General features: G+C 43.4%; 21 protein-coding genes. 13 read left to right on the top strand and 8 right to left on the bottom strand.

What is annotated here, in order from left to right; genetic code table 11:
* Nucleotides 1-27 precede the first annotated feature (27 nt).
* From NAF19_RS26520 to NAF19_RS26510, 3 genes are all read left to right on the top strand, one after another.
* Nucleotides 28-1,095: a branched-chain amino acid aminotransferase gene (locus NAF19_RS26520; RefSeq protein WP_252793394.1), complete on the top strand. Its 1,068-nt coding sequence runs from the start codon at nt 28-30 to the stop codon at nt 1,093-1,095.
* 548 nt (nt 1,096-1,643) lie between these two features.
* The gene (locus NAF19_RS26515) at nt 1,644-3,068 is read left to right on the top strand and encodes a glycogen synthase (RefSeq protein WP_252793393.1); all 1,425 of its coding nucleotides are present in this window, start codon (nt 1,644-1,646) and stop codon (nt 3,066-3,068) included.
* A complete protein-coding gene (locus NAF19_RS26510) occupies nt 3,065-4,327 on the top strand; it encodes a glucose-1-phosphate adenylyltransferase (RefSeq protein ID WP_252793392.1) in 1,263 nt (420 codons plus the stop codon). The genes NAF19_RS26515 and NAF19_RS26510 overlap by 4 nt, the downstream gene beginning before the upstream one ends.
* A 103-nt stretch (nt 4,328-4,430) precedes the next feature.
* Here the strand turns inward: NAF19_RS26510 and NAF19_RS26505 are convergent, their stop codons facing one another.
* From NAF19_RS26505 to NAF19_RS26495, 3 genes are all read right to left on the bottom strand, one after another.
* On the bottom strand, nt 4,431-5,108 hold the full coding sequence (locus NAF19_RS26505) for a metal-dependent hydrolase (protein WP_252793391.1): 678 nt from the start codon (nt 5,106-5,108) through the stop codon (nt 4,431-4,433).
* 37 nt (nt 5,109-5,145) lie between these two features.
* Complete coding sequence (locus NAF19_RS26500; protein WP_252793390.1) at nt 5,146-5,445, bottom strand: YbaB/EbfC family nucleoid-associated protein; 300 nt, start codon at nt 5,443-5,445, stop codon at nt 5,146-5,148.
* Between the two features lie 104 nt (nt 5,446-5,549).
* Complete coding sequence (locus tag NAF19_RS26495) at nt 5,550-6,764, bottom strand: serine hydrolase domain-containing protein (RefSeq protein WP_252793389.1); 1,215 nt, start codon at nt 6,762-6,764, stop codon at nt 5,550-5,552.
* A gap of 111 nt (nt 6,765-6,875) precedes the next feature.
* Between NAF19_RS26495 and NAF19_RS26490 the strand changes: the two genes are divergently transcribed.
* Complete coding sequence (locus NAF19_RS26490; RefSeq protein ID WP_252793388.1) at nt 6,876-7,793, top strand: tetratricopeptide repeat protein; 918 nt, start codon at nt 6,876-6,878, stop codon at nt 7,791-7,793.
* A gap of 254 nt (nt 7,794-8,047) precedes the next feature.
* On the top strand, nt 8,048-8,815 hold the full coding sequence (locus NAF19_RS26485) for a TlpA family protein disulfide reductase (RefSeq protein WP_252793387.1): 768 nt from the start codon (nt 8,048-8,050) through the stop codon (nt 8,813-8,815).
* Between the two features lie 269 nt (nt 8,816-9,084).
* Here the strand turns inward: NAF19_RS26485 and NAF19_RS26480 are convergent, their stop codons facing one another.
* Entirely contained in the window at nt 9,085-9,693 is a 609-nt protein-coding gene (locus NAF19_RS26480) for a transposase (RefSeq protein ID WP_252793386.1), read from the bottom strand.
* A 133-nt stretch (nt 9,694-9,826) separates the two neighbouring features.
* Here NAF19_RS26480 and NAF19_RS26475 point away from each other — a divergent pair, with 133 nt between their 5' ends.
* A complete protein-coding gene (locus NAF19_RS26475) occupies nt 9,827-9,973 on the top strand; it encodes a hypothetical protein (RefSeq protein WP_252793385.1) in 147 nt (48 codons plus the stop codon).
* 140 nt (nt 9,974-10,113) lie between these two features.
* Here NAF19_RS26475 and NAF19_RS26470 read toward each other — a convergent pair whose 3' ends face one another.
* Nucleotides 10,114-10,467 (bottom strand): HesB/IscA family protein, encoded by a 354-nt coding sequence (locus NAF19_RS26470; protein ID WP_252793384.1) that lies wholly within the window; start codon nt 10,465-10,467, stop codon nt 10,114-10,116.
* A gap of 91 nt (nt 10,468-10,558) precedes the next feature.
* Here NAF19_RS26470 and NAF19_RS26465 point away from each other — a divergent pair, with 91 nt between their 5' ends.
* The 4 genes from NAF19_RS26465 (at nt 10,559) to NAF19_RS26450 (ending at nt 15,261) form a co-directional block, all read left to right on the top strand.
* Nucleotides 10,559-11,089, top strand: a complete 531-nt coding sequence (locus NAF19_RS26465; RefSeq protein ID WP_252793383.1) for a DUF7935 family protein — start codon at nt 10,559-10,561, stop codon at nt 11,087-11,089.
* Between the two features lie 56 nt (nt 11,090-11,145).
* Complete coding sequence (locus tag NAF19_RS26460; protein WP_252793382.1) at nt 11,146-12,693, top strand: acyl-CoA mutase large subunit family protein; 1,548 nt, start codon at nt 11,146-11,148, stop codon at nt 12,691-12,693.
* 438 nt (nt 12,694-13,131) lie between these two features.
* Nucleotides 13,132-14,559 carry a chromosomal replication initiator protein DnaA gene (gene dnaA / locus NAF19_RS26455; RefSeq protein WP_252793381.1) on the top strand — a complete coding sequence of 476 codons (1,428 nt, stop codon included), beginning with the start codon at nt 13,132-13,134 and terminating at the stop codon, nt 14,557-14,559.
* 108 nt (nt 14,560-14,667) lie between these two features.
* Nucleotides 14,668-15,261 (top strand): hypothetical protein, encoded by a 594-nt coding sequence (locus NAF19_RS26450; RefSeq protein WP_252793380.1) that lies wholly within the window; start codon nt 14,668-14,670, stop codon nt 15,259-15,261.
* Nucleotides 15,262-15,285: 24 nt separating this feature from the next.
* On the opposite strand, the gene NAF19_RS30870 is transcribed toward NAF19_RS26450, so the two are convergent.
* Complete coding sequence (locus tag NAF19_RS30870) at nt 15,286-15,411, bottom strand: immunoglobulin domain-containing protein (protein ID WP_370362919.1); 126 nt, start codon at nt 15,409-15,411, stop codon at nt 15,286-15,288.
* Between the two features lie 208 nt (nt 15,412-15,619).
* Entirely contained in the window at nt 15,620-15,847 is a 228-nt protein-coding gene (locus NAF19_RS26445; protein ID WP_252793379.1) for a DUF433 domain-containing protein, read from the bottom strand.
* A 36-nt stretch (nt 15,848-15,883) separates the two neighbouring features.
* Here NAF19_RS26445 and NAF19_RS26440 point away from each other — a divergent pair, with 36 nt between their 5' ends.
* Nucleotides 15,884-16,342, top strand: a complete 459-nt coding sequence (locus NAF19_RS26440) for a nuclear transport factor 2 family protein (protein ID WP_252793378.1) — start codon at nt 15,884-15,886, stop codon at nt 16,340-16,342.
* A 15-nt stretch (nt 16,343-16,357) separates the two neighbouring features.
* Here the strand turns inward: NAF19_RS26440 and NAF19_RS26435 are convergent, their stop codons facing one another.
* Nucleotides 16,358-18,094 (bottom strand): thiamine pyrophosphate-dependent enzyme, encoded by a 1,737-nt coding sequence (locus NAF19_RS26435; protein WP_252793377.1) that lies wholly within the window; start codon nt 18,092-18,094, stop codon nt 16,358-16,360.
* Between the two features lie 81 nt (nt 18,095-18,175).
* On the opposite strand from NAF19_RS26435, the gene NAF19_RS26430 reads away from it, so the two are divergent.
* Both NAF19_RS26430 and NAF19_RS26425 read left to right on the top strand, forming a co-directional pair.
* On the top strand, nt 18,176-18,493 hold the full coding sequence (locus tag NAF19_RS26430; RefSeq protein WP_252793376.1) for a hypothetical protein: 318 nt from the start codon (nt 18,176-18,178) through the stop codon (nt 18,491-18,493).
* A gap of 64 nt (nt 18,494-18,557) precedes the next feature.
* Nucleotides 18,558-19,241, top strand: a complete 684-nt coding sequence (locus tag NAF19_RS26425; protein ID WP_252793420.1) for a pseudouridine synthase — start codon at nt 18,558-18,560, stop codon at nt 19,239-19,241.
* Nucleotides 19,242-19,372: the final 131 nt, after the last annotated feature.

Here is a 19,372-nt window from a genome sequence, read left to right as displayed (position 1 = left end):
TTTAATTTTACAGCAACACTAGCAATTATGACGGCAACCATCGATATCAGCATTAAAAAAACAGACCACTCACGCCTGGCCGAAACGGATTTTAATAGCCTGCAATTTGGCAGAACATTTTCCGACCATATGTTTATGGCTGATTATGCCGATGGCGAGTGGAAAAACTTCCAAATTGTGCCGTATGCCGAAATCAGTCTTAGTCCGGCATCATCGTCATTGCACTACGGGCAGGCCTTTTTTGAGGGCTTGAAGGCTTTTAAACAAGCGGATGGCAAGGCTGCTATTTTTAGGATAGACAAAAATGCGGAGCGGTTTAACAAATCAGCCGAGCGGCTTTGCATGCCGGAATTACCCGAAGAAATATTTATTAAGAGTATAGCTACGCTGGTTGATATCGACCGCGACTGGGTTCCTTCAAAACCTAACCATTCGTTATATATAAGGCCATACATGTTCGCCACTGAGGCTTTCCTCGGTGTTACTCCATCCACAACCTACAAATACATTGTGTTAACTTGTCCTGTCGGGCCCTATTTTACCAAACCGTTAAGGGTTAAAATAGAAACAAATTACACCCGTGCTGCCGAGGGCGGGTATGGTTATGCCAAAGCAGCCGGAAATTACGGAGGTGCTATGCTTCCGGCCCGTAAGGCCATGCAGGAAGGCTTTGACCAACTGATATGGACCGATGCCAAAGAGCATAAATATGTAGAAGAAATGGGCGCCGCCAACGCTATGTTTTTGCTCGATGGTAAGCTGATAACACCGGCGACTGATAAAAACACCATCTTAAAAGGCGTTACGCGCGATACTATATTAACCCTTGCCCGCGATATGGGTTACACGGTTGAGGAACGCCCGGTAGCTATAGCCGAACTGATTGCCGGAGCCGAAAACGGGAAACTTACCGACGCATTTGGCGCCGGCACTGCCTTTACTATTGCACCGATAGCCTCGTTGTACTACAAAGACGAAGAGTATTTTTTAACTGACCCTGAAACCCGGGAGTTTTCGAAAAAGATGTTGAAAACGCTGAATGACATAAGGTATGGCCTGGCGCCCGACCCGCATAACTGGAATTATATTGTATAGCTGCAATTACATTTACCGATAAATAATTGAGCCGCGTTTTAACGACGCGGCTTTTTTTGACCGTTAACAGCGGGGTGCATTGATCGTGTAATATTCCCCATACAGGTGATCTTTACACCGGCAAAGCGTTCCATTTTCACACGCGGAACACCCGGAACGCTGTGAAATATGCTGATTATCAACGACTCTGATTTTTATGCCATCTTCGCTTAGTGTTCCATTTTTGTAAGTGGGATGCCTGCAGACCGGTGACGCCTTCGTATTCGAAGATCGGCCGGGTGCGATAGCAGACCGGCTAAACAGGCAAAATTCGGACAAGATGGAGCTAATTCAACCAATAGCTCATTACGATTTTCTTAAAAACCGGACTGATCCGCATCCAAAAAATATCAATATTATAAAATTCAAGCATTAAGCCTTGTATTTTATAAATGAATAGCCACATCGGGTAAACAAATAATAAAAATTATTTTTTTAAACAGATTATAGGCCGCAGGGTTCTATATTTAAACAATTGTTTGCTTAAATTGAGCCAATAAATTCCTCCTATGAGAGTTTTTCACCTAAGTGCCGAGTGTTACCCAGTTGCAAAAGTTGGCGGCCTTGCCGATGTTGTGGGCGCGTTGCCCAAATATCAAAACCAGGCCGGACACCAGGCTGCTGTGGTAATGCCTTATTACGACCGTAAATTTGTCCAGGAAAACGAATTCGATACCGTTTTTGTTAGTTCGACCTTATTAGGCACACGCCGTTTGTTTTTTGAGATATTAAAAGAGAAAACTGATAAACTAGGTTTCGAACTCTATCTGGTAAAAATCCCGGGACTTATCGACCGTACCGAAATTTACAGCTATCCCGACGAAACAGAGCAGTTCATTGCTTTCCAGATAGCATTTTTAGATTGGATCAGCTATTCGCAGCAGTCGCCCGATTTGATTCATTGTCATGATCATCATTCGGGGCTGGTGCCGTTCCTTTTGCAACATTCAAGATTATACACCCGGCTGGCTGCCACGCCAACTGTATTTACCATCCACAACGGGCAATATCATGGCGCCTTCGGCTGGGACAAGCTATCCTACCTTCCCGAGATTGATTTATCAAGAACCGGGTTGCTGGATTGGGCCGGAGCCATTAACCCTTTGGCCTGCGCGGTTAAATGCTGTTGGCGTTACACCACGGTTTCTCCCACATACCTGGAAGAGCTTACCATTAACTCAAATGGCCTGGAGTTTTTATTTTACCTCGAAAAGGGCAAAGGCACGGGCATTCTAAATGGCATTGATACGGCGGTATGGAACCCCAAAACCGACCCGATGCTGCCGGCAAAATTTACCATCAACACTTTCCCAAAAGGCAAGCAGGCAAATAAGGAAGTTTTATGTACCCGGTTCAACTTATCGACAGATAAACCACTGATTGCCTTTATCGGCCGCCTGGTTGTTGAAAAAGGCGCCGACCTGATTGCAACTGCCATGGAGGAAAGCTTTAACGAGCACCCCGGCCAGTTTAACTTCCTTGTTTTAGGTGCAGGCGATAAAGAGACCGAAATAGAACTGCTGCAATTGCGCGACTTTTACAGCGAACAATGCAACGTATTTATAGGCTATGATGAAGCCCTTGCCCATACTATTTATGCAGGCGCCGACTTTTTGCTGATGCCATCGCGCGTTGAACCTTGTGGTTTAAACCAGCTATATTCGTTGCGTTACGGTACACTACCAATGGTGCGCAACACTGGTGGATTACATGACACCGTAATTGATTTTGGCGACGAAGGCGGTTATGGCATAAGGTATAATCATGCAAGTGTAGAAGATATTTGCATGGCAGTTACACGTGCAATAACACTTTATAATAACGACAAACATTTCCAGGCCCTGCGCAAAGTGATAATGGCGCTCGATTTTTCGTGGGACCGCTCAGCAAAAGAATATATAACCTTATACGAAAGCTTAAATCCAACTATATGACCTCTAAAGTAATTTGCATTGTTCTTGGCGGAGGCCAGGGCAGCCGTTTGGCCCCGTTAACTACCACCCGCTCAAAGCCGGCGGTACCAATTGCGGGTAAATACCGTTTGGTGGATATCCCTATTTCAAACTGTCTTCATTCAGGCATCCACCGCATGTATGTGTTGACCCAGTTCAATTCGGCGTCGCTGAACAAGCATATAAAAAACACCTATCACTTCAGCAATTTCAGCGAGGCGTTTGTTGATATTTTGGCTGCCGAGCAAACCCCAACCAACGTAGGCTGGTACCAGGGCACTGCCGATGCGGTTAGGCAATGCCTTCATCACCTGGCCGTACATGAGTTTGAATACGTACTGATCCTATCGGGCGACCAGTTGTACCAGATGGATTTTGGCGATATGATTGAAAAACACGTTGCTGCAAATGCGGAAATTTCAATAGCAAGCATCCCCGTACATGCAAATGATGTTCCCGGTTTTGGTATTTTGAAGGCCGACGACAATAACATGATAACCGCCTTTATCGAAAAGCCGAAATCGAACTTTGAGAGCTGGGCATCTGAGGTTAGTCCGCAAATGGAAGCTGAGGGCCGTGTTTACCTGGCTTCAATGGGTATTTACATCTTTAATAAAAAGCTGTTATACGAATTGCTGGAAGGTAACGAACGCACCGACTTTGGCAAGGAGATTATCCCGCAGTCAATTACCGACCACAGAGTATTAAGCTACCAATATGAGGGTTATTGGACAGATATCGGTACCATACCATCATTTTTTGAAGCTAACATCGGCTTAACTGATGACATCCCTCAATTTAACTTGTTTGATAAACACCCAATTTATACCCGTGCGCGCATGCTCCCGCCATCAAAAATGTCGGGGACACATGTGGATAAGGTAATTATTGCCGATGGATGTATCATCAACGCAAAACAGCTAACCAGGTCATTGATAGGTATCCGTACCCGCATAGGCTTTGAAACCGTTATTGAAAACTGCTACGTAATGGGTAATGATAACTACCAAACGCTGGAGCAAATTACCGAATCGCACGAAAGCCAGACGCCTATTATGGGCATTGGCGACAGATGCCATATCCGCAATGCCATTATTGATAAAAACGCCTGCATCGGCGATGACGTTACGATAAACGTAGGAGAGCCGCTTGCCAATGGCGACTATGGCGCTTACGTAGTGCAGGATGGCATTGTGATAGTGAAAAAACGTGCAGTTATTGCAAACGGGACAGTGATTTAATTTAGTCCGAAAGACGATCTCGTAATAAAGCAAAAAGCCAGGGGTAGTTTTCCTGGCTTTTTGCTTTAAAAGAGCTTGTCATTGACAAGTACGAGGAGGAATTTTATAACTCCACGCTTTCGCCAATTTTTAGCAGTTTAATATTGATGCCAGCCTTTACAAACTTTGCTTCTGCTTCGGCAACATCAATTTTTATAACCGGGAAAGTATCATAATGCATACCGATAATGTTTTTGCAATTGATAAACCCGGAGGCTTTTATTGCGTCGTCAACGCCCATGGTATAGTTATCGCCAATAGGCAGATAGGCCCAATCCAGGTTTTCGTCGGCCAGCAGTTTCATGTCGTAAGTTAAGGCGGTGTCGCCTGCGTAGTAAACAACTTTTCCATCCACATATAATACAAAGCCCGCCGGATTTCCCCCCGGCGAACCATCTGGCAATGTACTCGAGTGTATGGCATTTACCATTTTTACGCGGCCAAATTCAAAATTGAAGCCTCCGCCAATGTTCATACCGTGTGCATTATTTATGCCATGTTTGCCCAACCAATTCGCTATTTCGGCAATGCAGATTATTATGGCATCGCTGCTTTTTTGTATGGCAAGTAAATCGGCCACGTGGTCGCCGTGCCCGTGCGAAACCAAAATATAATCAGGCTTCAAACTGTGGATGTCTATATCCTTTGCTTCAGGGTTTGGGGTAATAAATGGGTCGAACAATAGTTTTTTCCCTCCGGCTTCAAGCATAAAGGTTGACTGCCCGTAAAATGTAGTTTTCATAGGGTATATTTATTAATACAGGTATAAATCAAAACGCTTAAAACAGACCGCCCAGGCCGCCAAACATATCTTTGGCCATGGCGCCCATCTCACTCTGGCTTACATTCTCGGCCTGCTCCATTGCCTTGTTTATGGCAATAACTAAAAGCTCCTCCAGTTGCTCTTTATCTGCGTCTTTAAAAAAATCGTCGTCAATTGCTACCGATTGGATAGCTTTATTGGCATTGGCGGTCACGGTAATCATTCCACCCTCGGCGGTGCCGGTTACAGTTATCGCATCTAAGCGCTGTTTTACCTCGCCCGCCTTTTGCTGGGCCTGCATTAGTTTATCGAACATGGTCTTGTTGTTTTAATGTTTTAACGGTGAAAAGTTGTAATGTTGACTTAAGCAAAAATAAAGCTAACATTTCAACATTCAAACATTACAACGTTTCAACAAAATTAGTCATCACTCGTATCGCCATTACCTTTATAAGCGCTTTTGCGCACTATAGGCATACCAGCGGCATTAAACAGGTCATCAAGTTTTAACAGGCTGCCATTTGAAAGGTTTGATAGCAGTACAATGGTAATGTCATCTTTAATATCGCGCAAATAAATATGACGGAAACCATGCCACCAACCGGTGTGGTAAATAACCTGCTTACCCGGGGCTTCAAAAATACGCCAGCCGTAACCATAACTAAAATGACCATGGATCATAGGGTTACGCGGTACGTATGCCGAATCCATAGTGGCTTGTTTCAACAGCCTGCCGCTACGTAACGACCGGTCGAAAAGCCAAAGGTCGCCCACTGTGCTGTAAACGCCTTTATCGCCCAGCGGGCCATCCAGGAAGTTCTGCGCTACCGAGTAGCGCCATTGCCCCCTGTCGTGTCCCACCACATCAACCGGTATTTTATCGTATACCGCTTTTGAATAGGCGGCTGTATGCTCCATCCCAGATGGTTTAAAAATGTGCGTTTTTACAAAATCAGCGTATGATTGACCGGTTACTTTTTCAATTATGCTGCCCAGCACCATAAAGTTTGAATTGTTATACAAAAACCTGACGTTGGGTTTATTAAAAGGACGGGGCTTATACTGGGCAATCAACGCCATTTCGTCGGCGTTGCTAATCCCCTTGCGTTGCAGGCGGTGTTCGGCGCGATATAAATCGTCGGTAAAATATACATAGTTCATCATCCCGGAGCGGTGGGTGAGCAGCAGACGGATAGTTACTCCATCATAAGGGAAATCCGGGAAAAATTTCTTTACATCGTCGTCCAGCTTTAGTTTTCCTTGCTCCCACAGCATCAGTATGGCTGTAGATGTAATGGTTTTGGTAACCGAGGCCAGTTCAAATTGGGAGTTTATTTTCAGGCTGTCGCGGTGCAGGTAATCGGCCCAGCCAATCGCTTTTTCGTATATTATTTTGCCATGTTTGGCCACCAGCACATTGCCGTTAAAAGCGCGTGTTTTATGCAGGTTCTGCATCACGGCATCAATTTTTTTATCCCCATCCTTCGGGTTGTAGGCTAAAAACGCCTTCGTATCAAAAGGGGCTTGAGGGCCGGGTAACGGAGCTGTTTTTTTATCACTTTGTTTGGACGAGCACGATGTTAGGGAAGACAGGGAAAAAGCAAATATTATAATGGGTGTATATACTAATTTCATAAAGCAGATGTTCGCGTTTTAACGTGCAAAAGTCAGAAATTATACAGCAGTTATAAAGTAATGTTTTAAATATTTTTTCTTTTAGTTAATCGCACTTCCTAATTTTAGCAGATGAAATATATTAAATACCTAATAATATGCATTTTTATAACGGTTGCCTCTGGTGAAACATCGGCGCAAAATACAGATGACGCCCGGGCACTGGTTAAAGAAGGCGTAAAGCTGAATGATGAAAAAAAATATGCTGAAGCAATAGATAAATACCGGCAGGCCTTAAAAATTGATACCGGGAGTATGTTTACGAATTATCAACTGGCTTATTCGTTGTTTTTGTCGGATAAAGGGACGGATGGATTACCTTATCTTCAAAAGGTAATCATCGGCGATGAAAAATTAAGGGTAGCAGCTTACGACTTATCAGGCTTAATCTATTTTAAAAATAAGCAATACGCCGGGGCGGAGACAAAAGCCATCGATGCAATAAAGCTTGACCCAAAGCATGCCAGCACGCAACGTATGTATGCGCTGGTAAGCTTTCATCAAAATAAACGCGCCCAGGCATTGCTGGGTTTCTGCAGCTTTATTTTGCAGGAACCAAACACGCCCCGCAGTTCCGAAGCCTATGGCAATATCCAGCATATTATACAGGGCGGCAATTTAAAGCCCGAGCCAGGCGAAATGGCGCAGCATGGCATTGATGCTAACACCAATGCTCTTAACCAGGCAATAACCCAGGCGGTCGCCGATTTTAGCAAACGCAAATACGCATCTGCCGGTGATTTGCTGACTGCAGAATTAAAAGCAATATTTACCAATATCGGCCAACTGGCCGAAAGGCAAACCGGCAACGATTTTTTCAGGAAATATATGGCTGCCTATTTTTATCAAATGGCCTTGTCGCCAAATATGGCGGCCTTTGCAAGGCTGATAAGTTCAAGCACACCTGAAAGCGCACAATGGATTAAGAATAACCCGCAGCCAATGGTAGATTTGGAAACGTGGGTTAAGGCCGCGGCAAGGGGGTTTTAGATCCCTTTAATAATAAATTGATTTGCCGTTTTAATTTACATAACTTAGTATCAGCAATTTAATATCGGCTAAACTAATATGGTATTACACAACAGCCCTACAACAAAACGCAGGCTTTTCAAACAATTTGAATTTCCCGACCTGATACCATATTCTATTGCTTTGCTGTTTTTTTCGGGATGTGTTTATTTGCTGACGCACCTGCCGCATATTGGATTTTAACAAAACTATAGCACCTAAGCCTTTCTTAATTTATGAAAAAAATAATCTTTTTGTTCTTAATAGCCTCGTCAATGGCAGCTAATGCACAGGTGGCGACGGAAACCATTACCGGGACAACAACCCGCACAACTGCGGCCGGCACAACTACCACAGTTATTAAAAGAGCTGCAAATATCGATTCGAATACGGTTGTTAAAGATTCTATCGGTACCAGGTATGCCTATAATGATTGGCATAAATTAATACTTACCGGCCAATACAACCTCATAAGCAACAATAAACTAACCGACAGCGCAACGGAGTTTACACTGGTGAAGAGAAGCGCCGCAGACATAGCCAGGGTGAAAATGATGATTTCGTCACCAGACGAAACCGGCGTAATAAAAACCAACGAACCGCTGGAACTTTTTAAGGCAAAGGATATAGAAGGCTATAAACTCGACCCAAAAAGCTTAGAAGGTAAGATAGTGGTTTTAAACTTTTGGTTTATAAACTGCCCGCCTTGCCGCCAGGAAATCCCCGAGCTGAACAAGATTGCTGCGACATACGCCGGCAATCCGGATATTGTTTTTATCGCGGTAGCAACAGATGAGAAAGATAAGTTAAAAGAATTTTTAAAGGAGAACCCGTTTGCCTACCACATTGTTAGTGATGGTCGCGAGCTTGCAACTAAATATGGTATAAAAGGGTATCCAACTAATGTTATTATCGGGAAAGATGGCAAAGTGAAATTGCATTCGATGGGATACGGGCCTTATACATTGGATGGATTTGCAAAGGCTATTGACAGCGCAAAATGAAAAAACACCTGCTTATTTTAATTGGATTTTTTATAGCGGCAAACTGTTGTGCCCAAATAGAAATTACAAAACCTATTGAAGAGTAGGGGTTCAAAATTTTGAACCCCTGCGCCATGCAAACCATAAATTTCCATTCAAATTAATTGGGGAATAAAATAAATAAACCAATCATGCCACCATCCCCGCAATCATATCAAACTCAGGGGTTCAAAATGTAATACGTGATAGGGGTTCAAAATTTTGAACCCCTACGCCGTGCAGGTATTTTTTTATCGCCGATAGAATTTATCATTTTCCCACACCTCGGGGTTGTTTATAATATATTCTGAAATCCGCAAATATGATTGTTCCGACCGGATGATATGTTCGTGATAATTGCGTTGCCAAACATGGTAAACATCTGTGTTGTCCCGAAAAAATTTCGTCACACCAATCTTATATCCCCGAACAATTGACCCGATTGAACGGGGTATTATATGTTGAAATTGATTTTGCGGTGATGGTGCCGGTGGTAGGGTTTCAAAATTTTGAACCCCTACGGTTTGTTCCCCCACGTGTTGAACCCCAACGTTATTTTCATCCCTGGCCATCGCCGTGCCTGACAATTCGATAATTCCATGGACATGGTTAGGCATAACAACATATTCATGCAAAACCGCATTGGGGAAATGTTCGGGTATATTTACCCAGCATTCGTTGGCTATTTTACCGACATCGTTCAATATCATTTCTTTACCGATAATCTCGCCAAACAAACATTCACGGTTATAGGTGCAAATGGTTATAAAATATAACCCATTTTGTGAATAATCATATCCTTTTAACCTGATTGATTTGCGGTGATGAATTGCCGGGTTGTATTTTTTTTTATAGTTCATATTATTGTGCAGGTTTTAATGGTTGGGTTCAAAATGTAATCCGTGGTAGGGGTTCAAAATATTGAACCCCTACCCGCCGTGCAATCGTAAATTTACGATGCAAAATTAATTTGAGAAAAAAAATCAACCAATCATGATATCCTCCGCAATTATATCCAAAGTTTGGTCCTTCTGTAATACCCTGCGCGATGATGGTGTAAGCAATGGCGATTATTTGGATAATCAGCATGTTCCATCCGTCCGCGTAAAAATGGAACGCAGTAGGGGTTCAAAATTTTGAACCCCTACGCCATGCAAACCGTAAATCTCCATTCAAATCAATTGGCGCGGGGTTACCGCCGGAAAATGCCCGGGCCATAAAAAAAGGCGAAACGTGTTTGTCCACATTTCGCCTTTTATATTTTAAAGCCTTACTTTAGCTTACACCGAAAACGATGTTCCGCAACCGCAAGTACTTGCCGCGTTAGGGTTATTAAAGGTAAACCCGCGTGCATTTAAACCATCCTGGAAATCAATTTGCATGCCTACCAGGTACAGACCATGTGCCTTGTGCATAAATACCTTTATGCCATCAATAATATACTCCTGGTCGCCTTCCTTTTTCTGGTCGAAACCCAAAATGTAGTTCATACCAGAACAGCCGCCACCTTCAACACCCACTCGCAAGCCAAAATCGTCGCCGATTTCTTGCTGGCTCTTCAATTTATTCAACTCTTTTACCGCGCCTGTGGTAAAGGTTACCGGGCCGGTTGCAGTTTCAACAGCAGTACTCATCTTATTTTCAATTAACTATACAAATATAAGGTAAAATGCGGATTTTTGCGCGAGCCAATATATTTATGACCCGCATTTAACATTCACTTGCATGAATTTTTTACCGTACTTTTTAGATATTTTAAAATACACCATTGCCGGCCTGGGTATTGTATGGATAGCCTTTTATTTAATAAAGCCGTATTTAGACCGTGACGAGAAAATACAGTTGCTCGAATTTAAAAAAACCATCAGCCAGCAAACCCTGCCATTGCGCCTGCAGGCCTATGAGCGCCTGGTATTATTTATTGAACGGGTAAACCCTGCCAATATGCTGGTACGCCTGAACGCCTCGGGATATTCGGCGCACGAGTTGTACAGTATTATAATAGAGGAAATCCGCAACGAATACCAGCATAACATTACCCAGCAAATTTATGTAAGCAGCCGCGCCTGGGGCGTAGTAAAACATGTACGGGAAAATACACTTGGCATTATTAATAATGCAGCCAAAGGCATGCCCGAAGCTGCGACCGGTCTTGAGTTGGCCAAAATGATACTGGCAATCATTGCCGAACTGGAAGACAATCCATACGAAGTTGGCGCCAGTATGCTGAGGAAAGATGTTGAGGAGATATTTTGAGGTTAGTTGATTGGTGATTAGAGATTAGGAAAAAAGGCCAAGCATATATATTATATATGAGCGAAAAGAAGTTTACCACTACATCGAACATTGAAATAAAGGAAGTTTATACCGAGCCCTCGGAGATGAATGAGCTTCCGGGCGAGTTTCCGTTTACCCGCGGGATACAAAAGGACATGTATCGTGGCCGGCCGTGGACCATGCGCCAGTATGCCGGTTTTTCAACAGCCGAAGAATCAAACAAACGCTATCATTATTTGCTTGGTCAGGGTACCATGGGGCTTTCGGTAGCGTTTGATCTGCCTACGCAAATTGGTTACGACTCGGATCACGAACTTTCTGAAGGTGAGGTTGGCAAGGTTGGTGTTGCAATAGATTCATTAAAAGATATCGAAATACTTTTCGATGGCATCGAGCTGAAGAATATTACCACCTCCATGACGATCAATGCTACCGCACCTATATTATTGGCGATGTACATTGCACTGGCAAAAAAGCAGGGGGCCGACTTAAAACAAATTTCGGGAACCATACAAAATGATATATTAAAGGAGTATGCTGCACGCGGCACCTATATATACCCACCCGAAGCATCAATGCGGCTGATAACCGACGTGTTTGAGTATTGCAGCAAGGAAGTGCCCAAATGGAACACCATATCCATATCAGGTTACCACATTCGCGAAGCTGGATCAACCGCTGTACAGGAACTGGCATTTACATTGGCCAATGGAAAAACCTATTTAAAAGCAGCGCTGCAAAAGGGCCTTGATATAAATGTATTCGCCAAACGGCTTTCATTCTTTTTTAACTGCCATAATAATTTTTTCGAGGAGATTGCCAAGTTCAGGGCTGCGAGGCGCATGTGGGCACATATTACAAAGGATCTGGGTGCCACCGACGCCGGCGCGCAAAAGCTGCGCTTCCATACCCAAACGGGCGGCTCAACTTTAACCGCACAACAGCCTATGAATAATATAGTGCGGGTTACCAACCAGGCGCTGGCGGCCGTATTAGGCGGCACACAGTCATTACATACCAACGGGTACGACGAGGCCATTTCACTGCCAACCGAGGCAGCTGCAAAAATAGCCCTGCGTACACAACAGATTATCGCCTTTGAAAGCGGGGCTACCGATACTGTCGACCCATTGGCCGGCTCTTATTTTATAGAGGCGCTAACCGACGAGATTGAAAAAGCTGCGCAGGTTTATATTGATAAAATTGACATCATGGGGGGCTCGGTAAAAGCTATTGAGCAGGATTATATCCAGCAGGAAATTGCCCGCTCGGCATACGAATATCAAACCGAAATTGAAAGCGGTGAAAGGATATTGGTGGGTGTTAATAAATTTACCGAAGCCGAGGCCCCGGCGATCAATGTTTTCAGGGTAGACGACTCTATTCGCAAAATGCAGAGCGAGAAAATTTCCTCACTTAAAAATTCCAGGGATAATAATGCTGTTAATAACTGCCTGCAAAAACTTGACAACGCAGCGAAAGGAACTGCCAATTTAATGCCGTTTATCTTAGACGCTGTTGAAAACTATGCCACACTTGGGGAAATCTCTGACACGTTGCGCCACGTCTTTGGCGAGTATTGACAGCTAAAAACTGCCAAAATATCTTCATGGCAGAATGTTATCCACACCGGATTTTTTTTATTCACACCATTATCAGCCAGTTAAACAAATCTTAAAACTTTAGGGAATAATTTTGGTTATTATGGCTTAGAAATTGATAACTGCTAAGCCCCTGCGCGAAGCAGGAAATGGATGGCGGAGAATAGGACTGGAGAAATAATTAAAAAAGTATTGGAATAAGTAAACGGCAAGATATTGCCTGCGTTTTAAACCACGAAGTATAACATTTTATATTCAATTTATACTACAAAGCGCGTTAATATTTGTTAAATTTATTTTGCTAAAAAAGTAAAATTAAATTTTTTAATCCACCTTTTTTTTGAATATTCGGTGTTCCGTAGCAGTTCCAAAAGATGTTTCGCTGGGGGTTGGAAATCAACATTTTAATAAAATTTACGAATGGAAAAAACTTGTACTAACGTTTGGAATAGCTGCCTGCAAATAATCAAAGACAACATACCGGCACAAAGCTTTAAAACCTGGTTTGAGCCAATAAAAGCTTTGAGGATGGAAGGGAGCGTTTTAACGATACAAGTTCCAAGTTTATTTTTTTACGAATGGCTGGAAGAACACTATGTTAGCCTGCTGCGCAAAACAATAAAAAAACAATTAGGCGACGATGGACGTTTGGAGTACAACATAGTAGTAGAACAGTCATCATCCAGCAAGCCATACACCACAAATTTACCTTCTAACGGGAATGGCGCTGAATCAAAAAATCAGTCGATGCCGATACCAATTTCAATAAATAAGGACATAAAAAACCCCTTTGTTATCCCGGGCTTGAAAAAGCTGAATGTTGATCCGCAGCTTAACCGCAACTACACTTTCAACAATTTTGTTGAAGGCGATTGCAACAGGCTGGCGCGTTCGGCAGGGTACGCGGTAGCGGCCAAACCGGGTGGCACTTCATTTAACCCACTGATGATATACGGCGGTGTTGGTTTGGGTAAAACCCACCTGGCACAGGCCATTGGCAACGAAATTAAAAACTCGCTACCCGATAAGCTGGTGCTTTACGTATCATGCGAAAAATTCACCCAGCAATTTGTTGACGCCCTGAAGCATAACAACATTAACGACTTCGTAAATTTTTACCAGGCCATTGACGTGCTGATAATGGACGATGTGCACAACTTTGCCGGCAAAGAAAAAACCCAGGATTTCTTCTTCCATATCTTTAACCACCTGCACCAATCGGGTAAGCAAGTTATCATTACCTCCGATAAAGCACCTAAGGATTTGGCCGGTTTAGAAGAACGCCTTTTATCAAGATTTAAATGGGGCCTTTCTGCCGATTTGCAAATCCCTGATTTGGAAACCCGCATGGCCATCCTCAAAAATAAAACCTACCAGGACGGCATCGAACTGTCAAACGATGTTATTGAGTACGTTGCCCACAATATCGACAACAACGTACGTGAACTGGAAGGCGCGATGGTGTCCCTGCTGGCACAATCAACCCTTAACCGTAAGGAAATTGATTTGAACCTGGCTAAACAAATGTTGAAAAACTTTGTGAAGAACTCATCGAAAGAGATTTCGATGGAGTATATCCAGAACCTGGTTTGCGAGTATTTTGAGGTGCCGATAGAAATGGTAAAATCACAAACCCGCAAACGTGAAATTGTACAAGCCCGCCAGATATCAATGTACCTGGCCAAGGCTCACACCAAAAGCTCATTAAAATCAATCGGCCACTTCTTTGGCGGTCGCGACCACTCGACGGTTATTTATGCCTGCCAAACGGTTGAAGATTTGATTGATACAGATAAGAAATTCAAAGGCTACGTAGCCGATATTCAGAAGAAACTTAAAATGTCCTAACTGATCTTATAATAATGATTTGGAGCCTCGCAGTAAATGCGGGGCTTTTTTATTTCATTTCCACATAGAAAGATTACCTTTAATGGCATAATAACTACCCTTATATTCATGCATATTAAGTTAAACACCTGGCAAACATTTGCACTTTTTTTACCATTTATCGCGGGCTTTGCTTTATTAAATATTCCGAACCCAGCTAAAGATAATTTTCAAACAAATTTTGCCGTAGCAAACTTCCTTTCCGTGCTGGGGTTGACCATAATAATTTCTTACCAGGCTTTGCTTGTTTTGGGCTTTATCAGGTGGTGCGGTATCAAATCAACTTTATTTAAATGGAATACGCTGATACCCTTGTCGTTTTTCGTGCTGTACCTGCTGTATGTTATCTATTTCACATTTATTAATCCGGAGTATTACAATCACCAATATAATCTTGGGCCGCTCCGGAAAGCGGGCTTTAGGGCTTCAGGTTGGGTTATCTTATTCTTTCTTATCCACGCATTTATTACCTTCTATTTTATAAATAACCAAATTGTTGCCAGGGAAATTAATGGCGTAACTAATGCTGATGAGCAAGACCAATTAAAGGATCATTTCTTACTCCCAATGAAAAGGCTGACCAAGGCTTCTGTGTGGTTAATAGCGGCATTTATATTTTTGACCACTGTTATGGATATAATTAAAGTCAAGAATGGGCATTAACAGCCCATTCAACGTATGAAGATATTATAGGTGTATTTCGTAAACACCGGCCTCGTTGTTAACTAAAAATGCACTGATATCTTTTTCAAGTTTTAGCAGGGTAGTCGCTATCTCAATTGTGCTGATGTTTCCGGTTCTAAGCCAGATTATTTTAGGCGGTAAGAATATAAATTTTGAAGTTCCGAGAAATCCTCGGCGAACGATAGGATATTGTAATTATTAGCTTTCGCAAATCGCCATATAAACAAATCGGATAGCTTTTGTATTGATTAAATTTCGTTGGATGGCAGTATTTCCCAATCGGGAATTAGCTTTTTTATACGCCACGAAATATTTTCGTCGGTTATAAGACGCATTGTTACGCTACCTTAATAACGCGCTCTTTATTAGCAGCATAAGCAAGGCAAGCTAATATTTGTGTCTTATTTAACTGCGGAAAATCGCTAATAATTTCATCATGACTCATCCCCGATGCAAGCCATTGCAAAACGTCATAAACAGTTATCCTGGTGCCTTTTATTATAGGCTTGCCGAACCTTATCTCAGGGTCGACTTCTATATAATTTTTATAATCAATTTGCGCCATAAACAAATTTACTTAATTTGTATCAAATAATTAGTTATGAAAAAATTACTGCTAATAAATTTTATGCTGATAGCTGCATTTGCAGCATTCGCCCAACAGTCGGCTACCGATGGCGTTAAGCAATCCATCAATACCATGTTTGATGCCATGCGCAAAGGCGACAGCACATTACTAAAATCTGTTTTCGCGAAAGAAATGGTGCTGCAAAGCATATCAACCAATAAAGAAGGCAAAGCAGTAATATCTACCGACAGCGCCAACGATTTCGCAAAGGCAATCGGCACTCCGCACACTTCCGTGTACGACGAGCGCATTACTTACGGCGATATAAAAATAGATGGCGACCTGGCCAGCGTTTGGGCGCCCTACAAATTTTACCTTGGCGACAAATTCAGCCATTGTGGCGTAGACGTTTTCTCGCTGATGAAGACCGCAGCAGGCTGGAAGATAATTTACATTGTAGATACCAGGCGCAAGGACAATTGCATTGAGTAAGCCGTAAATAAAGGCTCAGATCAAGTCTTTCAGATGTTTGTAGTTACCTTTTACAGTATCCAGCACTTCGTCCATACGGCCGCTAAGGATTAGCTTGCCCATGGATAGGGCCATGCCCTTTACCTGTTCAAATTCAACTTTTGGCGGCATTGCCAGGGCATTGGGGTCGGTCATGATGTTTACCAACGCTGGGCCTTTATACATAAAAGCCTCCTTTAAAGCCTGTTCAACACCATCAGGATCGTTAACAGTAAAGCCTTTTATGCCCATTGCCTGGGCCACCATTGCAAAATCAGGGTTGTACATATCAGTTTGCCAGTCGGGCAGGCCGGCAACTTCCATTTCCAGCTTCACCATACCCAGGGAGCGGTTGTTAAATACAATGATTTTTATTGGTAGTTTATATTGGGTGATGGTGGCCAAATCGCCAAGCAGCATAGACAGGCCTCCATCGCCGCAAAGGGCGATAACCTGCATGCCGGGGCAAGCCAAAGCAGCACCGATAGCCTGCGGCATTGCGTTAGCCATTGAGCCGTGATTGAACGAGCCCAGCATTTTTCGCTGCCCGGTGGCCTCTATATACCGCGAGCCCCACACGCACGACATGCCGGTATCCACGGTAAAAATGGCATCGTTTTTAGCCAGCTTATTTACCAGGCTCGCCACAAACTCGGGATGTATCAAATCTTTTTTGCCGGTATCGTCCACATAAGTCTGCATCTTTTGCTTCACTTCTGCATAAAGCTTTAATTGCGCTTTTAAAAAACTGCTGTCCTTTTTTTGTTTGATCAAAGGGAGCAAGGCTATTAATGTGTCTTTAACCGATCCATGCAACCCCACGTCAACCTTTGCCCGGCGGCCAATGCGCTCGGGTTTAATATCAACCTGTACGATCTTACATTTGGTCGGCATAAAAAGGGTGTAGGGAAAATCTGTACCGAGCAAAATCAGCAAGTCGCTCTCGTGCATACTGTGAAACGCCGCGGGTAAACCGAGTAATCCGGTCATCCCAATTTCATTCGGGTTATCATACTGAATATCCATTTTAGCCCTGAATGAATAGGCTACGGTGGCATTTGTTTTTTTAGCCAGCTCCACAACTTCATCGTGCGCATTGGCAGCGCCTATGCCGCAAAAAATGGTGATTTTATTGTATTTGGCAATAATCCCAGCCAGTTGGTGCAGATCATCTGCTGATGGGACAACTACTGCACTTGAGGTAAAAACCTGCGTGGCAGTGGTAATTTCTTCTGCATCCTGCATGGTTAAATCGCCAGGCAAACCCAGCACAGCCACCCCTTTTTGGTGAATAGCCGCTTGCATAGCAGCCTGCAGCATGCGCGGGAATTGTTTGGGAGTAGTGGCAATTTGGTTGTACCTACTGCAGTCATCAAAAAGTTTAATGGTGTTTGTTTCCTGGAAAGCTTCGGTGCCAAACTCAAAACTGGCCAGGGTTGAGGCTATGGCAATAACAGGAGCACCAGAGCGGTTAGCATCATATAATCCGTTTATTAAATGTACATGGCCTGGCCCGCTACTCCCTGCACAACAGGCAAGGCCGTTTAATTGAGCTTCGGCGCCGGCAGCATACGCTCCGGCTTCCTCGTGGCGTACATGTATCCATTCAATACTCCCTTCGCGCCTTACGGCATCGTTTACATGGTTCAGACTGTCGCCGGTAACGGCATATATTCTCTTTATGCCTGCATTTACCAGCATTTCCACCAACTGGTCTGCCACACTCTTTGCCATAATCTTCAATAATCTATAAATCACTAACCAAATAAGCCGGGCCGGGTTTTAAAAATCGTAAATTGCTGTCAAAATTCACTTATGGGACGAATAGTTATAGTAGCTTACAAGCCCAAATCGGGCAAGGCCGAAGCTTTAAAGGAGCTGACCAAAACGCATGTTTCGCGTTTACTGAAAGAAGGCCTGGTGACCACCCGGGAACCTGTAGTAATGGAGGCAGCAGATGGCACCATTGTAGAGGTTTTTGAATGGCTGAGCGACGAGGCCATTGCCAATGCGCACCAAAACCCCGAAGTATTAAAAATGTGGAAAGAATATTTTGAGGTATGTGATATTACGCAGCTAAACTCCCTGACCGAGACGGGCGATATGTTTGCAACTTTTACCCCGGTGGAATGAAGTTGAGTGTGCAAATGATGGATGTTAGGATGCCAAAAAGCCCTACCTTCGCGCCATAATGGCATTGCTCGATATTTTATACCAGGATGATGATTTAGTGGCTATCAATAAACCGCATGGATTGTTGGTGCACCGCTCTTCAATTGCTAATGATGCTACCGAATTTGCCCTGCAAATATTGCGCGACCAGCTAAACCACAAAGTATTCCCTGCCCACCGGCTCGACCGTAAAACAGGCGGCGTTTTACTATTTGCGCTAAATAAAGAGGCCGAGGTAATGATGCAGCAGCAATTCCAGGAGAACCTGGTCAACAAAAAATACCTTGCTATTGTACGCGGCTATACCCCGGATGAAGAAAAAATTGATTACCCGCTGCGCAAAGAAAACGGCACCCTGCAGGAAGCGTTTACCAAATACAAAACCCTGGCCCGCGCCGAGCTTGACATCCCGCTGGGCAATCACCCTACATCACGTTACTCGCTGGTTGAGGCTCATCCGCAAACAGGCCGCATGCACCAGTTACGCAAGCATTTCGCCCATGTGTTTCACCCAATAATTGGCGACCGCACACACGGCTGCAACAAACAAAACAAATTATTTAAGGAGCAATGGGAACTGGATACCATGCTGCTGCACGCATCCGAATTAACCTTTACACACCCGCTTACCAAAATGGAGGTACATATTAAAGCACCACTGCACAACGAGTTTTTAAGAGTGATGGAAATTATGGGCTGGAGTAGATGACGATAGTCCGCGTAAAAAAATTAAATACAATATTATACCGCCGGCCCTAAGGTGATTTTTAACAATTTTTAACCAAATGCGGCTAAACAGTTTGATACATTATGGGCATATTCGCACAATTATAATTAGTT

The organism is Mucilaginibacter flavidus (genome assembly GCF_024055575.1).
Lineage (GTDB): Bacteria > Bacteroidota > Bacteroidia > Sphingobacteriales > Sphingobacteriaceae > Mucilaginibacter > Mucilaginibacter flavidus.
This window is presented reverse-complemented; position numbering and strand designations above follow the sequence as displayed.